Origin of the sequence: Paenibacillus aquistagni, from assembly GCF_900177815.1 — a bacterium.
Lineage (GTDB): Bacteria > Bacillota > Bacilli > Paenibacillales > Paenibacillaceae > Paenibacillus_B > Paenibacillus_B aquistagni.
Map to the genome: position 1 here is coordinate 454,805 of NZ_FXAZ01000001.1, position 19,385 is coordinate 474,189.

Genomic DNA, 19,385 nt, shown 5'->3' on the forward strand with positions numbered 1-19,385 from the left:
ACCATGACGATGATCCGTTTGTCAAGAACGACAAAGGAACGCAGCCTGCTGGGACTAAAAGACCTTAGCCGTGAAGAAATCACCTTCATCCTTGATCGAGCAGCTCATTGGGAGCAACAGCAAGAAAAGGTAACGCCGACATTAGTGCACAAGTTCGTTGCGAACATGTTTTTTGAAAACAGCACGCGCACACGCAATTCATTTGAAATGGCTGAGAAGAGGCTTGGCATGGAAGTCATCAATTTCTCTGCGGAATCCTCCAGCGTAGAGAAGGGCGAGTCCATCTACGATACCGTCCGCACGCTTGAGTCTTTAGGAATGGACGTAGGCGTCATTCGCCTGAAGCCGGTTGGACTGCTTCAGGAACTGGCTGAGCGCGTTCAAATCCCGCTCATTAATGCAGGAGACGGCAACAACGAGCATCCGACGCAAGCGCTGCTTGATCTTTATACGATGCGCAAGGAGTTCGGTAGTTTGGAAGGGCTCAATGTAGCCATCGTGGGGGATGTAGAACACAGCCGCGTGGCAAGATCGAACTTGTGGGCACTTGAGAAGTTTGGAGCTAGCGTCAACTTCTGTGCGCCAGACAATATGAGGACAAATGACTTGGATGTCTCTTATATCTCCTTCGAGGAAGCGCTCCGTGCAGATGTTGTCATGATGCTTCGCGTTCAATTGGAGCGTCATAAGGGAAGCGGCTTGTTCACTTCTACCGAACAATATCGAAGCGCTTATGGCATGACCGCAGAACGAATGGGGATGATGAAGGAGCATGCGATCATCATGCACCCTGCGCCAGTCAACCGCAACGTGGAGATCGATGATGAACTGGTGGAATGCAGCAAATCGAGGATCTTTACTCAGATGAAGAACGGTGTCCCAGTACGGATGGCAGTCATGGAACGAGCATTACGCTAACTTAGAAGAAGATGATCATTGAAAACCATAGATCGAAATAAATACTTGGCGAGTGTAAACGCACACGCTGCTTGCGGAGAGGGGAAGTACGATGTTGATACTTGCAAATGGACGCGTATTAAATGAGCAAGGCGAACTGATGGAGGCCCATGTATGGGTAGAAGACGGTGTGATTCGCCGTATAACCGATGTGAAAGCAGAGCTTCCAGATGGTGCACAAGTCATAGACGTAAAAGGGAAATTTGTCTCTGCAGGGTTCATTGATATGCATGTTCACCTTCGCGAGCCGGGGTTCGAACACAAAGAAACGATTGCAACAGGATCACACTCAGCTGCAAGAGGCGGATTTACAACAATCGCCTGCATGCCGAATACGAAGCCGGTGATTGATACGGCGGATACAGTGGAATTGATTAAGCAAAAGGCAAAAGAAGAAGGCATAGTGAAGGTGCTGCCTTATGGCTCCATCACTAAAAATGAGCTGGGCCGCGAGCTGACAGATTTTGAGGCGCTTAAGGAAGCGGGGGTTGTTGGGTTTACCGATGACGGTGTCGGCGTCCAAACAGCTCAAATGATGAAGGATGCAATGGCGCGTGCGCATGCGCTCGGCATGCCGATCATTGCTCACTGTGAAGATGAGTCGCTTGTAGTAGGCGCGCCTGTCAACGAAGGTCCATTTGCTAAAAAGCACGGACTAAAAGGAATTCCGAATGAATCTGAGGCGATTCATGTCGGCCGCGATATTCTCTTGGCAGAAGCGACTGGGGTACATTATCATGTCTGCCATGTCAGCACGGAGCAATCGATTCGATTAATTAGACAAGCCAAACAGCTTGGCATCAACGTCACAGCAGAGGTATGTCCGCACCATCTTCTGTTGTCTGATGAGGACATTCCTGGTCTAGATGCGAACTGGAAGATGAACCCTCCGCTTCGTTCGCCACGGGATGTGGAGGCCTGTATCGCTGCTTTAGAAGACGGAACGATCGACATCCTTGTTACAGATCATGCACCGCACAGCGCTGAAGAGAAGGCCCGCGGCATGCAGCTTGCGCCATTTGGCATCGTCGGCCTGGAAACGGCATTCCCGCTCATGTACACGAAATTCGTGGAGACAGGAAAATGGACGCTCGATATGCTGATCAAGCGTATGACATCGATTCCTGCAGCAACCTTTGGACTGAACACAGGCAGATTGGAAGAGGGGGCGCCAGCTGATCTTGCGGTCCTTGATCTTGATACAGAGCGCGAAGTGAGTCCAGAAGAATTCCTGACGAAAGGGCGCAATACCCCATTCACAGGCTGGAAGCTTAAAGGCTGGACGGTCATGACGATCGTTGACGGCAGCGTCGTATGGAGCGATTCCGTGCAGTAAGCAGCACGAAGACAGGTGTTTGAATGCAATTAGCAAGATCGATTCAGAGATATAGATAGATAAACATAAGGATTCGCCTAGATGGTGGAGACTGAGAATGAAAGCGAGGAGTGACTAGCATGCAAGCTAAATTGTTATTGGAAGACGGAACACTCTTTACGGGAACATCCTTTGGTTCAGATCGGGAGTCCGTGGGTGAAGTTGTATTTAATACAGGAATTACAGGATACCAAGAGGTGCTGTCTGACCCATCCTACTGCGGACAAATCGTAACGATGACCTACCCGCTGATCGGAAACTACGGGATTACACGTGATGATTTTGAATCCATCCGCCCTTATGTACATGGGTTTGTGGTTCGCCGTCATGAAGAAATTCCAAGCAACTGGCGTGCAGAATACTCGGTGGATCGCCTGCTTAAGGAATATGATATTCCAGGCATCAGCGGCATCGACACGCGTATGCTTACTCGCAAGCTTCGCCACTTTGGAACGATGAAAGGGATTCTTGCAACAGGGAACAAATCGATCGAAGAATTGCAAGAAATGCTTCAAGCAACTCCGCTGCTGCGTGATCAAGTCGCGCGCACGTCAACAACCCAGATCTTCTCAAGTCCTGGAAGCCGTGAGCGCATTGTGCTCGTAGACTTCGGTGCAAAGAGCGGGATTCTGCGCGAGTTGACGCAAAGAGGCTGTGATGTGGTTGTTGTGCCGCATACGGCAACGGCGGATGAGATTCGCGCCCTCCGTCCTGATGGAATCCAGCTCTCCAACGGCCCTGGGGATCCGAAGGATGTCCCACATGCAATTGAGATGCTCCAATCTGTACTCGGCGAGATTCCGGTATTCGGCATTTGCTTGGGTCACCAGCTGTTCGCGCTTGCCTGCGGAGCAGACACGGGTCGCTTGAAATTCGGCCATCGCGGCGGCAACCATCCTGTTAAAGAACTTAGCACGGGACGCTGCTTCATCACTTCGCAAAACCATGGCTACACCGTCGTAGAAGAATCGGTAGCTAACACAGAACTGGAAGTTACACATATCAACAATAACGATAAGACAGTCGAAGGGCTGCGTCATAAGCAGTATCCTGCTTTCTCCGTACAATATCATCCAGAGGCAGCGCCAGGACCACATGACAGCAGCTATCTGTTTGATCAATTTATCGAGATGATTCGTGAACATAAGCGCAATACACCAACAATACCGCGTCAAGCGGCGCTCGTAGCTCAGCTGAAAGGGGAACAATAACATGCCAAAAAGTAAAGACCTTAAAAAGATTCTCGTTATTGGATCCGGACCTATCGTGATCGGACAAGCGGCAGAGTTCGACTATGCCGGAACACAAGCTTGTGAAGCACTGAAAGAAGAAGGCTTTGAAGTTGTTCTCATTAACAGCAACCCAGCAACCATCATGACCGATACAAATATGGCTGACAAAGTATATATTGAGCCTATTACACTCGATTTTGTAAGACAAATTATTCGCCAGGAGCGTCCAGATGGCTTGCTTCCAACACTCGGCGGACAAACAGGACTTAACATGGCGGTTGAATTGGCTCGCGCAGGTGTTCTGGAGCAGGAAAATGTGCGTCTGCTCGGCACACAGCTGGATGCCATTGAACGTGCCGAAGATCGCGATTTGTTCCGCGAACTGATGAGAGAACTAGAGCAGCCAGTACCAGAAAGTGACATCGTAACCTCTGTACAGCAGGCTGTTGACTTCGCGAATCAGATTGGGTATCCAATTATTGTTCGTCCCGCTTATACGCTAGGCGGAACAGGCGGCGGTATCTGTGATAATGAAGAACAGCTTCGCGATATTGTCGCTTCAGGTATTCGCTACAGCCCGATTGGACAATGCTTGATCGAGAAGAGCATCGCTGGTATGAAAGAGGTTGAATACGAAGTGATGCGCGATGCGAACGACAACTGCATCGTCGTATGCAACATGGAGAACTTCGATCCGGTTGGCGTGCACACAGGCGACAGTATCGTAGTAGCGCCGAGCCAAACCTTGTCTGATCGTGAGTATCAAATGCTTCGCTCGGCATCGCTTAAGATTATTCGCGCGCTCAATATCGAAGGCGGCTGCAACGTACAATTTGCCCTAGATCCTGACAGCTATCAGTACTATGTGATCGAGGTTAACCCTCGTGTGAGCCGCTCTTCCGCGCTTGCATCCAAGGCAACGGGTTATCCGATTGCGAAGATGGCTGCAAAGATCGCAGCAGGCTATACGCTTGATGAGATTGTTAACCCTGTAACCGGCCAAACTTATGCTTGCTTTGAGCCAACACTTGACTATATCGTATCGAAGATTCCTCGCTGGCCATTCGATAAGTTCACGCAAGCGAACCGCAAGCTTGGAACACAAATGAAAGCCACTGGCGAGGTTATGGCTATCGGCCGCACCTTCGAAGAATCGATTCATAAAGCGATTCGCTCGCTTGAGATTGGCGTGCATCGCTTATATTTGAAAGGAACAGACGAGTTGTCGCAAGAAACGCTTGAAGCGAGACTACAAGCTCCAGATGATGAGCGCTTGTTCTTGATCGCGGAAGCATACCGCCGCGGCTACAGCCTGCAGGCCATTCATGATCTGACAAAAGTAGACTGGTGGTTCCTTGATAAGCTCGAGCGCATGATTCAGTTTGAAGACCAACTGACTGCTGAGGAGAGCTTGTCTAGCGAAACGCTGTACGAGGCTAAGCGCATGGGCTTTACTGACCGTGCGATTGCGGAGATTCGCAGTGAGAAGCTAAGCGAAGGCTCGCATCTGACAGAAGCTGAGGTGCGCACTTCCCGTAAGGAGCAAGGCTTCATTCCGGTCTATAAGATGGTTGATACTTGCGCTGCGGAGTTCGAAGCGACAACGCCTTACTACTACTCCACTTATGAAACGGAAAATGAAGTAACGGAGACGACAAAAGAGAAGATCGTTGTTCTTGGCTCAGGACCAATCCGGATCGGACAAGGAATTGAGTTCGACTACTCTACGGTGCATGCCGTATGGGCGATCCAAGATGCTGGCTATGAGGCGGTCATTATCAACAACAACCCTGAGACTGTATCGACTGACTTCAGCACGTCTGACCGCTTGTACTTTGAGCCGCTCTTCTTCGAGGATGTGATGAACGTCATTGAGCAAGAGCAGCCAATCGGCGTTATCGTACAGTTTGGCGGCCAAACGGCAATTAACCTGGCAGCTCCGCTTGCAAAGGCAGGAGTCAAAATTCTCGGAACGAGCCTTGACAGCATTGATGAGGCGGAGGATCGCAAGAAATTCGAAGCCCTGCTCTCTAGACTCAATATTGCCCAGCCAAAAGGCAGCACCGTTACATCCGTCGATGAGGCAGTAGGAACAGCACAAGGACTAGGTTATCCGGTACTTGTTCGCCCATCTTATGTGCTTGGCGGGCGTGCGATGGAGATCGTATACTCTGACCAAGAGCTTCTAAGCTATATGGAGCAAGCCGTGAAGATCAATCCTGAGCATCCGGTGCTTATCGACCGCTACATGCTTGGCAAAGAAGTAGAGGTGGATGCGATCTGTGACGGAGAGACGGTCCTTATCCCAGGAATCATGGAGCATATTGAACGCGCAGGTGTTCACTCTGGTGACTCCATCGCGGTATATCCTCCTCAGCACCTGAAAGACGAATTGAAGCAGAAAGTCGTCGACATTACGATTCGAATCGCCAAGGAATTGAAGACGATAGGTCTAGTCAACATCCAATTCGTCATCTATAAGGACGAAGTATATGTGATCGAGGTTAACCCGCGCTCATCCCGTACAGTGCCATTCTTGAGCAAGGTGACGAATGTACCGATGGCGAATGTCGCAACAAAGCTTATTATGGGAAGCAAGCTCAAGGATCTTGACTACCAAGAAGGCTTGTGGCCGGAGGATGAGCATGTATCAGTGAAAGTGCCTGTGTTCTCCTTTGCGAAGCTGCGCCGCGTAGAACCAACACTTGGGCCTGAGATGAAATCGACAGGCGAGGTTATGGGCCGCGATAAACAGTATGCGAAGGCGCTGTACAAAGGCTTGATCGGCTCCGGCATGAAGATTCCGGCAACTGGATCAATCATCTGCACAGTAGCGGATAAGGATAAAGAGGAAGCAGTAGAGCTCATGAGAGGCTTCTTTAATCTCGGCTACAAAATTATTGCAACAGGCGGCACGGCACAAGCGCTTGAGGATGCAGGCCTTAAAGTCACGCATGTGAAGAAGCTGACGGAAGGTTCTCCGAACATTCTGGATCTTATCCGCAATGGCGAAGCACACTTTGTAGTCAATACGCTGACAAAGGGCAAGACGCCTGAGCGCGATGGCTTCCGCATTCGCCGTGAGGCTGTAGAGAATGGTGTCGTATGTATGACATCGCTTGATACCGTAAGAGCCCTGCTTGAAATGCTTGAAACGATCAACTTCTCATCGAGACCGATGCCAACCGTTCAAGCTTAATCTGATTATAAAGTGACACAAGGAGGCCGATTGCGCCTCCTTGACTTGCGAATAGAGGCTGATTGCAGCCAAGATTACCCATGTCTGAACGGAGGAAGTGAATTGATGAAGCCATTAACCTTAGAGCAAGCCGCGAATCGCATCATGGTCGCACTTGATTACCCTGACGCTATGGCTGCAAAGCAGCTGATGATGCAGCTTGAAGGCATTCCGTGCTACATGAAGGTCGGCATGCAGCTGTTCTATGCGGCTGGCCCTGACTTTGTACGGGAGCTGAAGGATCGCGGATACCGTGTCTTCTTGGATGTGAAGATGCATGATATTCCGAATACCGTCAAAGGCGGGTCTAACAGTGTTACCAAGCTAGGCGTTGATATGTTCAATGTTCATGCCGCTGGGGGCTCACAGGTGTTGAAGGCGGCGATGGAAGGGGTTCGCGATGCATTGAATGCTGACTCCAAGCTAGAGATGCCAACGGTGATCGCGGTTACGCAGCTCACCAGCACAAGTGAGCAAATGATGAATGAAGAGATCGGCATCCAAGGGGCAGTTCGTGACAGTGTTGTTCGATATGCTCGATTGACGAAGGAAGCGGGGCTTCATGGCGTTGTGGCATCCCCGCAGGAAGTTGCGCTGATCAAGCAGGCCTGTGGAGAGGATTTTAAAACGATAACACCTGGCATTCGCCCAGCAGGGAGCGCCATCGGGGATCAAAGCCGAGTTATGACACCTGAACAAGCCTTTGCTGAAGGGACGGACTATGTCGTAATCGGCCGTCCGATAACGGCAGCGTCAAGCCCGCGTGAAGCGTTAGAATCTATATTGGAAGGATTGATGTAACATGACAACTCTTGAACATACTATTGCCAAGCATCTATTGAATATTAAGGCAGTTGCCCTTCGTCCGAATGAGCCTTTCACTTGGACTTCTGGGATCAAGTCGCCAATCTATTGCGATAATCGTCTGACGATGTCCTACCCTGAGATTCGAAACGCTGTTGCAGAAGGCTTTGCGGCTCTGATCCGAGAGCTTGCTCCTGATGCTGAAGTGATTGCAGGAACCGCAACTGCAGGAATTCCACATGCCGCATGGGTGGCAGAGAAGCTGAACCTTCCAATGGCCTATATTCGTGATAAGGCGAAGGGACATGGCAAGCAAAATCAAATCGAAGGCATGATCAAGGAAGGGCAGAAGGTTGTTGTCATTGAGGACTTGATCTCAACTGGCGGAAGCTCACTTAAGGCAGCATTGGCAGTGAAGGAAGCGGGTGCCGAGCCTGTTGCCGTATTGGCCATCTTCAGCTATCAACTGGACAAAGCTGTTCAAGCATTCGAAGAAGCAGGCATTCCGCTTCATACGTTGTCCAATTATTCGGCATTAATCGAGGCTGCGCTGGAGATGAAGGTTATCGAGGAATCCGATCTATCCGTGCTTCGAGCTTGGCGTGAAGATCCATCCACGTGGGGAAAGTAATCCCAGCAAGGCTGCAACTATATAGTAGGGATTAGCGTTATAAAGGGAGACAGAGCAGATGATTTCTGCTCTGTCTCCCTTTTTGTTGATTCTAAGCTGCGAGGTGAATCGTAGACTAAGCATCGATGCTGGGAAAGGATGCACTCGTACTCTAGTCTTCGTCGTCCCAATCGATCTCAAGAATAGTGCCGGTAGAAGTTACTTTGACTTCAGCTTCACGGTGATCGTTGGTGTTGATCTCGATCTCATAGACAAGACTGCCATGCTCATCATCCGTGTCTACTTCCTCAACCGTTCCTGGCACGCTCGCAAGGGCGATCTTGATAGCCTGCTGCTTCGTAATGATGCCAGCAGGCTTATGATTGGAGGAGGAGCCTTGAGATGGGATAGAGGGTTTAGCATCATAATGATCGTCACGATCTGATCGATCATCAAACTCGTCGTCATGATCATCATCGTCTAGCTTCATATCCTTTTCCCAAGTGTAGACACCTGTTGTTGCATCAATATAGAGTTCATCATGCTCATCATCACGATGGTCGAATTCAACTTCATAATATAGCGTTCCGTTGATACGCTTGAATTCGATTTCTTCAATTTTGCTTTGCTTGGAAGCTGCCGCCGCGATTTTTTTGGCTTGCTCTTTGGAGATCGCTTGTGCACTGTTAGTTTTGACCTGCGAAGGCTTATGGACATCTTCTTTGGCGCTAACGATCGAATTCATGCCGATGCCAGCGGTTAAAAGAGCTGCGGCAGCCGTTGTTGTGATCATCCATTTCTTTGTCTTTTTGCTCATGTTTATCATTCTCCTTTGCTCGATACGTGTTCTTGAACTGACAAGACCAAGTATACGTGCTCAATATGAGAATGCCGAAAGAGCAAAATGAGAAATGAATGAGAGATGGAGAAGAATCGTTTAGTCTTCATCCCATTCAATAGAGATGATCTCGCCAGTGTAGGCATTGATGTACAGCTTGGCTTCCTGCTTATCCGAAGTGTTCATCTCGATTTCATACACGAGCCAATCATCATCCTCCTCAAGTTCGATGGAGGTGATCTTGCCTTTCACCTGCGCCAAGGCGATTTCCTTTGCCTTTTGCTCACTAATGAGCGCTTTAGATGGCTGCTGTGTTTCATTCTCCTGCGCTTGCTTGTTCGGCTTGTTTTTCGAGCCAGACGAGGAAGGAGGTTCTTCTCTACTGCTTGTATTATGGTCTGTAGAAGGTGCTGGATTCGGCTCAGAGCCCTCATTCGATTGATTATTGGCATCAGATGGAGGCGTAGGCTCTGGGCCAGCAGTCCTCGTCATTTGCTCAATATTGCCACTTGCTGCGTGCACAAGCAGTCTATAGCTTCCTTGTGCATTCGCAAGCTTTACCTCATAAGAGGGGTACGAAGTTTGAGAGCTTCTTGCGATGCTGGTGATGGTGCCTTCATATTTTTGCTCTATTCTAGCTTTGATCTCTTCTTGATGAAGCAGTTGTTGATCTTCCTTCGTACTCCAGTAGATCATGCTCCCTAGAATCATGATCAATAGCAGGGCTGCAGCAGCCCACAGCCGATAACGTTTGTTATGCATGAAATCACCTAACTTCATATATGTTGCCTTCAGTATATAAAACAAAGATGAGAAAACGCTGAGTGCCGATCTTTATTCGTTGAATACAAGGGTAAAACTGGTGAATTTCCCTTCTTGGCTGATCACTTCCAGCTTGGCATTATGAGCGTCTGCTATGCGCTTGGCAATAGACAGGCCTATCCCTGTGCCTCCAGTGTCTCGGTGTCTAGCTTCATCTACACGATAGAAGCGGTCGAATACATGTGGAAGGCTTTCATGTGGTATCCCGATCCCATGATCAGTAACCGTTATGAAGGGCTGGTCTCCTTGTTGACCGAGACACAGCTCGATCGGTTCGCTGCTGTACTTTATCGCGTTATTCAGCAGGATAAGCAGCAATTGCTTGATTTGAAGGCGGTCTGCACACACCACAAGCGTAGTAGGGGAGGAGAGCTGAATGTTGCGGTTATAAGCTGTTTCAACCATCGCTCTTAATTCCTGAGCGAGCTCGGTCAGGTCAAATTCAGTTAGATCCAATGCTTGGCTGGATTCATATCTCGCGAGGTCCAGCATTTGCTGCGTCATCAGCTTCATTCGGATGGCTTCAGCATGAATGGCTTCAATGGCTTCATGAAGAATCTCAGGATCATTGGCTCCCCAGCGTTTTAGCATATCTGCATAGCTCTCGATGACCGTAAGCGGTGTCTTGAGCTCATGCGAGGCGTCAGACACGAACTGCTGCTGCTTCATATAATTATGCTCCAATTTATCGATCATCGCGTTGAAAGTTGTGGCAAGCTGATAGAGTTCATCCTTCGAGCGGTCAGCAAGACTGATCGGAATAAACTGATCGCTTTGTTGAATCTCTTCCATTGTTCTAGCCATGCTCGTCACGGGCTTAAGAATGATTCGGCCAAGTACTTGTCCTGCAAGCAGGGAAGGAATGATCATGCCTATTGCCGCTATGAGCAGAATGCCTCTTAACACAGATAGATTATGCGAAACATTAGGCAGCGCCTCAGAGAACTCAAGCATCACGACTTCACCTTGCTCCCAGATCACGGGCAAGGTGGCTCTTGCAATGAGTGTCTTGTCCATGGCTATCCATTCTGTGCCTTGTTTCTTTGCATTAGACACAAAGAGAGCTGGCAGTGATGAATCTTTGGCTACTGTCAGGAGCACGCGCTGGTTCTCATCAATCAATCGAATCATTCCATTAGGCGGAAGAAAGGCGCGAAGCATCTTTCTTGCAGCTTGATCTGCAGTAGATCCTTTTAGCGCTTCGCCCATCTGATCAGCGCTCATTTGAACACGGTTAAGCGCTTCTTGCTTCGTGCTTTGATAGAAAAAAGCATAAATCGTCAAGTTGACGATGACAATGGCAAGGATTAGCCACACCGTGGTTAGCAAATGAATCTTTCGACGGATGTTCAAGCTCCATTCACTCCTTCATCATATAACCAACACCTCTTATGGTATGGATATAGGGCGTTTGGAAGGGGCGATCAACCTTATTGCGCAGATAGCGTATGTATACGTCCACCACATTGGTATCGCCGTAATAATCATATCCCCAGACGTGAGTCAGTATCTGCTCTCGCTCCATGACCTGATGGGGATGCTTCATTAAGAACAACAAGAGATCGTATTCTCGCGGGGTCAGGTCAATGGCTTGCCCACCTCGCGTCACCTCTCTTGACTTCTCTTGTACGATAAGATCGCCAAGAACTGTACGGTGCTCATCGATCGGTGAAGATGCGGTCGTTATAGCGTGCACAGCCGCTGCCGTTCGAAGGCATGCTCGAATGCGCGCCAATAGCTCTTCGAATTGAAAGGGCTTCGTAATATAATCGTTAGCGCCCAGATCAAGTCCACTTACCTTGTCGTGCACAGAATCTCTTGCCGTAAGCAGAATAACGGGCGTATGCGGGTCGGATGCGCGCATCCGGCGAAGCACCTCAAGGCCGCTCCATTCCGGGAGCATGACATCAAGCAGAACCAAGCTCCAAGAAGAATGGTTCACTTTCTGAAGTCCTTCAGTGCCTGTGTGGGCGAGCTCAACTTGATAGCCCTCATGCTGCAGCTCCAGCTGAATAACGCGGGCGATCTTGCGATCATCTTCGATAATTAGAATGCTTGGATGTTGTGCAGGTGTAAGCTCATTTTGCTGCATGTTCATTTGTTCTCCTCTTTGTGTTTGCGTTGTGCTACAAGCATATCTACTATTATAACTTTCATGCAATAGCGGTCTCAGGTAAAATTAGGAAAACCATGTCATTCGTTACAACCGTTGTAACTATTTTTACCTATAGATGAATTATACTGGTAAAGGTTTGGTCCAAAAACATTATTTGAAGAAGGGGGTATCGCCATTGTTTAGGAAGCTTCGCTTCAAGAAGCCGGTATCGCGAGCCGAAGACACCCCAATAGAGAGCGAAGAGCAAGCTGAGTCAGCAGAGCCAGTTGATCTTGACAAGGGGCAATCCATATCAGAGCGCAAAGCGGCTGAGGATGCGTTTAATCGCGCTCGTGATAATACATATGATCCACTGCTTCGTGTAACCGAAGTGAAGCGCACGTTCCAGGTTGGAAGCGAGCGCATACAGGTGCTAAAAGGCATTAATATGGAAGTCTCTCAGGGTCAGCTAGTAATGCTGAAGGGACGATCCGGCTCAGGCAAGACGACACTGCTCAATATGCTTGGCGGCCTTGATCTGCCGACAGAAGGCGAGATCTGGTTTAAGAACGAGCCATTCTCTACTTGGAGCGATGAGAAGCGCACCTACACGAGAAGACAGGATATCGGCTTTATTTTTCAGGCATTTGCCCTGATGCCGTTGTTATCTGCCTATGAGAATGTAGAACTGTCCCTGCGCATGGCGAAGGTGCCGAAGTCACTTTGGAAGCCAAGGGTTCAGCATTGCTTGGAACTGGTTGGCCTCGGTAAAAGGATGAATCATCGTCCTTATGAGATGTCCGGTGGCGAGCAGCAGCGTGTAGCGATAGCCAAGGCTATAGCCCATAAGCCATTGCTCTTGCTGGCGGACGAGCCTACCGCGGATTTAGACACACAGATGGTTGCTCAGGTCATGGGTGTATTTCACCAAATTATTCGTACAGAAAACATATCCATTTGTATGACAACCCACGATCCTACTATTTTGGAGGTTGCAGATCATGTTTATGAAATGGTTGACGGCAGATTCGTCTCCAAAGTCGGCGCAGCGCCGACGGTCTAATTGGAGGAAAGGCACTTTACTAGTCATATCCATAACAATGCTGCTCACGACAGCTTGTTCGATTCTTCCGAAGGAGGAAGAAGAGGAGGTGCTGCCTCCGATCACACCGCCTACGATATCAAAGAAGCCAGAATATGAAGTAACGAAAGCGACGCTTGAGACGAAGGTATCTGCCAACGGTAAGCTGATGTCTCAGCAGGAAGAGAACTTATATTTTACGCTTGATGGCAAGAGAATTAAAGATGTGCTCGTCAAGAACGGGGATAGTGTTAAAGCGGGACAAACATTAGCTATGCTTGATGTTGAGGATATGCAGAAGGATTTGCGCTCAAAGCGTCTGCAGCTGCGCAAAGAAGAGATGCAGATGAAAGAAACACTCCGCAATAAGGATGAGATGGATCCGATCCAATTCGAGGAGGCGCAGATCCTGTTTGAGGAACGCCGCCAAGAGATTGCAGATCTTGAGAATGATATTGCCAAGGCGGAGTTGAAGGCTCCTTATGCGGGCACGCTTGTCTCTTTGAATATGAAAAAAGGAGACGCCACCAAATCCTATGAGACAGTCGCTATTGTAGCGGATACTTCGCGACTTGCGATTGCAGTTCAGCTCTCAAAAGAGGATCTCAAGCGAATTGCGCTGGATATGGAGACGGTCGTCAGCATTAACAACGTGGATAAGAAGCTTAAAGGCAAGGTGAAGTCGCTGCCGAACCCATCCACAGACAACAATAATAACAACGGGCAGCAAGGGCAAGGGAATCAGCAGGATCGAATTGATCAGTATGTGCTGATTCAAGTGGATCAGCTCCCTGAAGGACTGAAGCGTGGAACACCGCTCAATGCACAAATTATTATTCAACGCAAAAAGGATGCTGTCGTCATCCCAACCGCTGCACTTCGCACCTTAGGCTTACGTACATATGTTCAAGTGGTTGATGAAAATGGAAAACGCGAGGTGGATGTTGAGGTCGGCCAGCAAACACCAACACAAGTCGAGATCTTGCATGGGCTTGAGGTCGGACAGAAAGTAGTGGGTCGATAATGGGAGTTCCACTATTCCGATTTTTATTTCGCAAAATGTGGAATACGAGGTGGATGACACTTAGTACATTAATAGGTCTTATCGTTGCGGTGTCCTTTACCGTAAGTATTCCCATGTACGCTGATGGAGCTTTAAAACGAGTCATCTCGCAATCCATACAGGAGAACAGCGAGGGCTTGCCTGCGGGCTCGCTTCTCCTGCGCTACCAATCCACAGGCGGGGAGAAGACAGATCTAGCAGCACTCCAGGATGTAAATACGTTTATTGAGCAGGAAGTGCAGGACAAAATCGGCTTCCCGGCTCTGTTGTATGTGCATTCTCAGCAGATTCGGCCGACTGAGGTCATTCCTGTCGATCCGACCAAGGTTGATGCAAGTCGGGTCCGCAATATGACCCTCGCCAGCTTATCTGAGCTAGATAAGCAGGTGGAGATATCGAATGGGAGAATGAACAAGGACGGCAATATCAATGGAGCACTCGAAGTGGTTATGCTCGAGGATGCCATGTACCGCAATGATCTTCATATTGGAGATGAGCTTGATTATCCAGTCTATGGCGGCTCGAATGTGAATTTGCGGGTCAAGATTGTCGGTACCTTTAAGCCAGTGGACGAGAAGAGCGCATTTTGGTATCAAGGCTTCGAGAGCATGATGAACACCTTGTACGTTACTCCGAAGACGCTGCACGATGTCGTGCTGAAGGAGAATAAGGTTCAGCTGCAGAATTCCAGCTGGTATTATGCTTTTGACTTGCGAGAGATCAAGACGAGCCAGATTGCCGAGCTTCGTTCTACATTGGACCGTCTGGGCATTGAGCTTTATCAGAAGCTAAAGGGAACGAATGTAGAGCTGTCCTTTGCGAAGCTTCTCGATGAATTCCGCTCGCAAAGCTTAAGGCTGCAAATGATGCTGTTTACGCTTGCTGCCCCAATGATCGCGATGGTGTTCTACTTCATCGCGATGAATGCGAATCAAGCGCTTGAGAAGCAGCAGAGTGATATCTCCGTGCTTCGAAGCCGCGGAGCAAGCACGAAGCAGATTATACTGATGTATCTGCTGGAGGGCGTGATCCTCGGGGGCCTTGCTTTGCTGGCCTCGCCATTCTTTGGCTGGTTCATGGCGAAGTCCATCGGCTCAGCCAATGGCTTCCTGGAGTTTGTTAACCGCAAATCGATCCCAGTCGGCTTCTCGAGTGACGCGGTTATCTTCGGCGCAGCAGCAGTCATTATTGCTTTGACGGCTACTTTGATTCCAGCGATCGCAGCAGCGAGATCCTCGATTGTCAACCTGAGACAGAAGATGGCGCGCAAGGATAAGAAGCCGTTTTGGCAAAAGTGGTTCTTGGATATTGCCTTGCTTGGGCTTGCTGGCTATGGCTACTACTTGTCTAACCAGCAGCAGCTCTTGTCCTTCCAGACAGGGATGACCTCCGATCAGCTTCAAGTGCAGCCATTCTTGTTCTTTGTTCCTGCACTGGCCATTTTTTCGATCGGGCTCTTTTTCTTAAGAATCTTCCCGTGGCTGCTGAAGCTGGTTCAGTGGATGTTTTCTAAAGTGCTGCCATTGCCGTTCTACTTGACCTTGACGCAGCTGTCGCGATCGGCAAAATCCTACTACCCGCTGATGATCCTTCTCATCTTGACGTTGGGATTAGGGGTTTATAACTCATCTGCGGCTCGTACCATTGATTTGAACTCTACGGAGCGCACTCAATACAAGTACGGAGCGGATGTCGTCCTTCAGACGGTATGGGAAAGCTCGGCCGAGTTCGAACCGAATAGCAATCAAGGCAATAACGGCGGAGGCCAAGGCAACGGGGGGAACCCGGGCGCTGGCGGACAACAGCAAAAACCAAGCAAAATTATTTTCAACGAGCCGCCGTTTGAATTATTCAAGCGTCAGCCAGGGGTTGAAGCAGCGACACGCGTGCTGAAAACCAAGGCGAATGTAATCGTGTCCGGCCGCTCGATCGGCCAAGGCATGCTGATGGGAATTGACAATGTTGACTTTGCTAATGTGGCCTGGCTGAGAGCGGATATGTTCCCTGTGCATCCTTATAAATACTTGGATGCGATGGGCAAGTATACAGAGAGCGGAGTCATTATCTCCTCCAACACAGCAAGCAAGTATCAATTGAAGCCGGGAGATTCGATCTCGATCTCAATCTCAGACCAGATGGTGGACTTCGCCATAGTTGCGGTTCTGCCATATTGGCCGACGCAATACCCGGATCAAGCACCATTCTTCATCGCGAATCTGGATTATATTTATGACCAATCTCCGATTCAGCCTTATGAAGTATGGCTGAAGATGAAGGAAGGCGCGAAGCTAGCACCTGTTATTGAATCCTTGCAGAACGCCGGCATCGAGCTTGCTTCGGTTACTGACGTAAGATCTGAGCTTATTGCTCAGAGCAAGCATCCATCCCGAGGCGGAGTGTTCGGTATCCTGAGCATGGGCTTCCTGATATCCATCGTTGTATCGTTGATCGGATATCTGTTGTATTGGTTCTTTAATCTATCAAGCCGGGTTGTTCAATTCGGTATTTTGCGGGCGATGGGTCTATCGAGAGGCCAGCTTACGGGTATGCTGCTCTTGGAGCAGCTGTTCACAGCTGGGTTATCTATCGGTCTTGGCATTGTTATTGGCAAGATTGTCAGCTATCTTTTCTTGCCATTCCTGCAGGGGACAGAAAGTGCTCAAATGCAGGTGCCTCCATTCCGAATCATATTCGATTCTAGAGATACGCTGCAATTGTATTTCGTTGTATTGGTCATGATGATTCTTGGAGCATCCATGCTGTTTATGCACATTCGACGCCTTCGTGTTCATCAAGCCGTGAAGATGGGAGAGGAGCGGTAACGAATGATTCAATGTGAAGGTTTAGTCAAAATTTATAAGACCGATGACCTCGAGGTCGTTGCGCTTCAAGGCCTTAATTTGACGGTGAATGAAGGCGAAATGATGGCGATCATCGGCAACAGCGGAAGCGGGAAATCGACGTTTCTGAACATATTGGGCGGTCTTGACCGCCCTTCTGCCGGCAGCATTATGGTGGATAAGTGGAACTTGCTTAAGATTACGGATGAGGAGCTTGTCAAGTATAAGCGAGACACAGTTGGGTTCATCTGGCAGAACAATGCGAGAAACCTGCTTCCTTATCTTACGGCGCTTGAGAATGTAGAGATGCCGATGATGCTGTCGGGACGCTTGGACCGTCCTTATGCCAAGCAGCTCCTTACATGGGTAGGATTGTCTCATCGGATGAACAACAAGCTTACGGAATTGTCAGGGGGAGAGCAGCAGCGGGTAGCGCTAGCGATCGCATTGTCGAATAAGCCGAAGCTTCTGCTTGCTGACGAACCGACGGGCTCCGTAGATTCTGAGACCTCTGATATGATTATGGACATTTTCCGCAAGATGAATCGAGAGATCGGCATTACGATCGTGATCGTTACTCACGATATGGAGCTTGCAGGTAAAGTAGACCGAGTTGTCGCGATCCGTGACGGTCTAACGAGTACTGAGTTTATTAAGCGGAATCCAAGCTTGAATGAAGAAGGCAAGCAAGGATTCATGAATGAAGTCGGCCATCAGCTTCATGAGGTCCATGAGGCCTACGTTGTTGTCGATCGTGTGGGGCGTTTGCAGGTTCCAAAGGAATTCCTGAATGCACTAGATATTAATGACAAAGCATCAATGGAATTCGATGGAGACAAGATTGTGATTCGCACACCAAACAAGTTGGAGGAGTAAATAGATGAGAGCAAAGACGAAAGTACGAAAATGGCTGATCACAGCCCTGACCTTAACGATGGTGTTCCCCATTCTTGCAGCGTGTACCAACAACACGAACCAAGAGAGCAAGCAAGAACAAGTGCTGCGTATTGGCGTAGTCTATGGGGGCTTTGATGACTCCTATTTTAGACAGCAATTTACGGATGCTTATGAGCTGACTCATAAAAATGTGAAAATCGAGATTGTGCCAGCGATCAATTATATGGACCAGCAATTCGAAGAGCCGGATAAAAATGGCATGCGCAAGGAACCAGATCGTCTTGAAGCGATCAAGAAGATCATGGAGGGCGATAATCCTGTTGATGTTGTCGTGACCGATGTATCGCAATTCCGCAAGCTTGCTAGAGATGGAATGCTGACATCGCTTGATCCGAGAATCCAGCAGGATCAGCTCAATACCGATGACTTTGTGCCAGCTGTCATTGATGGCCTGAAGAGCATGGGCGACGGCACTCTATACGGATTAAGCCCAACCTTTATGTCCTCTGTCATTTTGTACAATAAGAAGATCTTCACAGATGCAGGGGTTGAACCACCTAAAGACAACATGACATGGGATGAGTTGTTCAATCTGGCCAGCCGCGTATCCACTGGCGAAGGAAAGGACCGTGTATTTGGCTTTAACTTTGAGCGTTATCCGAGCGATGGCGGGTTCAATTCGTTGATGAGCAATTACACCGATCCGCTTAATCTGCGCTTTGTTGATGATACCAAAGAAAAGCTTCTTGTGAACAGCCCGCAATGGGAAAAGTCCTGGTCTCAAATTACGAAGCTGCTCAATGAGAAAGTCATGCCTTCTTCAGAAGATATGAATGTGGTATACGATGAAAATTCGGCACCTGGTCCATTCGACTATGACTTCTTTATTTCCGGTCGTCTCGCGATGGTGGTAGGTGACTACGGCTATATCAATGGCGATTTGTCCAATGTAATGAAGAATGCGGCCAAGATCAAGAACTTCAAGCCGTTTGAGTGGGATGTTGTCACAATTCCTTCTCATCCAGAAGCGGAAGGTGTATCGGGTTATGTGCAATTGTCTAACATCTTCTCCATTAATCAGAAAGCGCCAAATCCAGAGGTTGCATGGGACTTTGTGCAATTCTTGAATGGAGAAGATTGGAGCAAGCTGCGTTCACGTAGCAGCTATGAGCTTGTGTCTCGCAAGTCTTTCATCAACCCGCCAGCAGGTTCCAACTACAATATCGGAGCCTTCTATAATGTGAAGCCATCTACGCCTACAGGCTCCTCGATGAATGATCTGATGATGGAAGGCAACGGCAACTACTGGCAATTGATTGAGCTGGGTCGTACAGAGTTCCAAGAGGTTGTCAAAGGAAGCAAGAGTATTGCAGAAGCTCTGAAGTCCTGGGAAACAAAAGGAAATGAGCTTTTGCAGCAGATTAAAAACAATCCGGATGGCGGAGGCATCATGCCGCGAATCTATGGGGGATAATCGCGATCCTTTCTGTCTAGCCTTTGAACTTATCTAAATGCATAAATGCTATGGTTGAG

15 protein-coding genes are annotated in these 19,385 nt (G+C 48.8%); 11 read left to right on the forward strand and 4 right to left on the reverse strand.

From position 1 onward, the window contains the following. Positions 1-9 precede the first annotated feature (9 nt). The 6 genes from B9Y93_RS02060 to pyrE all read left to right on the forward strand — a co-directional run bounded on the left by B9Y93_RS02060 (position 10) and on the right by pyrE (position 8,237). On the forward strand, positions 10-918 hold the full coding sequence (locus B9Y93_RS02060; RefSeq protein ID WP_085493921.1) for an aspartate carbamoyltransferase catalytic subunit: 909 nt from the start codon (positions 10-12) through the stop codon (positions 916-918). A 91-nt stretch (positions 919-1,009) separates the two neighbouring features. Next, on the forward strand, positions 1,010-2,293 hold the full coding sequence (locus tag B9Y93_RS02065) for a dihydroorotase (protein WP_085492693.1): 1,284 nt from the start codon (positions 1,010-1,012) through the stop codon (positions 2,291-2,293). A gap of 119 nt (positions 2,294-2,412) precedes the next feature. Further along, positions 2,413-3,543, forward strand: coding sequence for a carbamoyl phosphate synthase small subunit (locus B9Y93_RS02070; protein ID WP_085492694.1), 1,131 nt, complete (start codon positions 2,413-2,415; stop codon positions 3,541-3,543). Between the two features lies 1 nt (position 3,544). Next, positions 3,545-6,763, forward strand: a complete 3,219-nt coding sequence (gene carB / locus B9Y93_RS02075; RefSeq protein WP_085492695.1) for a carbamoyl-phosphate synthase large subunit — start codon at positions 3,545-3,547, stop codon at positions 6,761-6,763. 105 nt (positions 6,764-6,868) lie between these two features. After that, positions 6,869-7,603 carry an orotidine-5'-phosphate decarboxylase gene (pyrF, locus tag B9Y93_RS02080; protein ID WP_085492696.1) on the forward strand — a complete coding sequence of 245 codons (735 nt, stop codon included), beginning with the start codon at positions 6,869-6,871 and terminating at the stop codon, positions 7,601-7,603. 1 nt (position 7,604) lies between these two features. After that, on the forward strand, positions 7,605-8,237 hold the full coding sequence (pyrE, locus tag B9Y93_RS02085) for an orotate phosphoribosyltransferase (RefSeq protein ID WP_085492697.1): 633 nt from the start codon (positions 7,605-7,607) through the stop codon (positions 8,235-8,237). A gap of 151 nt (positions 8,238-8,388) precedes the next feature. Here the strand turns inward: pyrE and B9Y93_RS02090 are convergent, their stop codons facing one another. The 4 genes from B9Y93_RS02090 to B9Y93_RS02105 form a co-directional block, all read right to left on the reverse strand. Beyond that, positions 8,389-9,033: a PepSY domain-containing protein gene (locus B9Y93_RS02090; RefSeq protein WP_170936420.1), complete on the reverse strand. Its 645-nt coding sequence runs from the start codon at positions 9,031-9,033 to the stop codon at positions 8,389-8,391. Positions 9,034-9,153: 120 nt separating this feature from the next. Next, a complete protein-coding gene (locus B9Y93_RS02095; protein ID WP_176228826.1) occupies positions 9,154-9,816 on the reverse strand; it encodes a PepSY domain-containing protein in 663 nt (220 codons plus the stop codon). A gap of 72 nt (positions 9,817-9,888) precedes the next feature. Next, positions 9,889-11,229, reverse strand: a complete 1,341-nt coding sequence (locus tag B9Y93_RS02100; protein ID WP_085492700.1) for a sensor histidine kinase — start codon at positions 11,227-11,229, stop codon at positions 9,889-9,891. A 7-nt stretch (positions 11,230-11,236) separates the two neighbouring features. Beyond that, a complete protein-coding gene (locus tag B9Y93_RS02105; protein WP_085493922.1) occupies positions 11,237-11,968 on the reverse strand; it encodes a response regulator transcription factor in 732 nt (243 codons plus the stop codon). Positions 11,969-12,281: 313 nt separating this feature from the next. Here B9Y93_RS02105 and B9Y93_RS02110 point away from each other — a divergent pair, with 313 nt between their 5' ends. The 5 genes from B9Y93_RS02110 to B9Y93_RS02130 are packed head-to-tail and all read left to right on the forward strand — an operon-like array spanning position 12,282 to position 19,326. Continuing rightward, positions 12,282-13,034 (forward strand): ABC transporter ATP-binding protein, encoded by a 753-nt coding sequence (locus B9Y93_RS02110; RefSeq protein ID WP_370738956.1) that lies wholly within the window; start codon positions 12,282-12,284, stop codon positions 13,032-13,034. Beyond that, entirely contained in the window at positions 12,973-14,076 is a 1,104-nt protein-coding gene (locus B9Y93_RS02115) for an efflux RND transporter periplasmic adaptor subunit (RefSeq protein ID WP_085492702.1), read from the forward strand. Before B9Y93_RS02110 ends, B9Y93_RS02115 begins: the two co-directional genes overlap by 62 nt. Further along, positions 14,076-16,937: an ABC transporter permease gene (locus tag B9Y93_RS02120; RefSeq protein ID WP_085492703.1), complete on the forward strand. Its 2,862-nt coding sequence runs from the start codon at positions 14,076-14,078 to the stop codon at positions 16,935-16,937. Before B9Y93_RS02115 ends, B9Y93_RS02120 begins: the two co-directional genes overlap by 1 nt. A 3-nt stretch (positions 16,938-16,940) precedes the next feature. Then, the gene (locus B9Y93_RS02125) at positions 16,941-17,831 is read left to right on the forward strand and encodes an ABC transporter ATP-binding protein (RefSeq protein WP_085492704.1); all 891 of its coding nucleotides are present in this window, start codon (positions 16,941-16,943) and stop codon (positions 17,829-17,831) included. A 4-nt stretch (positions 17,832-17,835) separates the two neighbouring features. Continuing rightward, entirely contained in the window at positions 17,836-19,326 is a 1,491-nt protein-coding gene (locus tag B9Y93_RS02130; protein WP_085492705.1) for an ABC transporter substrate-binding protein, read from the forward strand. Positions 19,327-19,385: the final 59 nt, after the last annotated feature.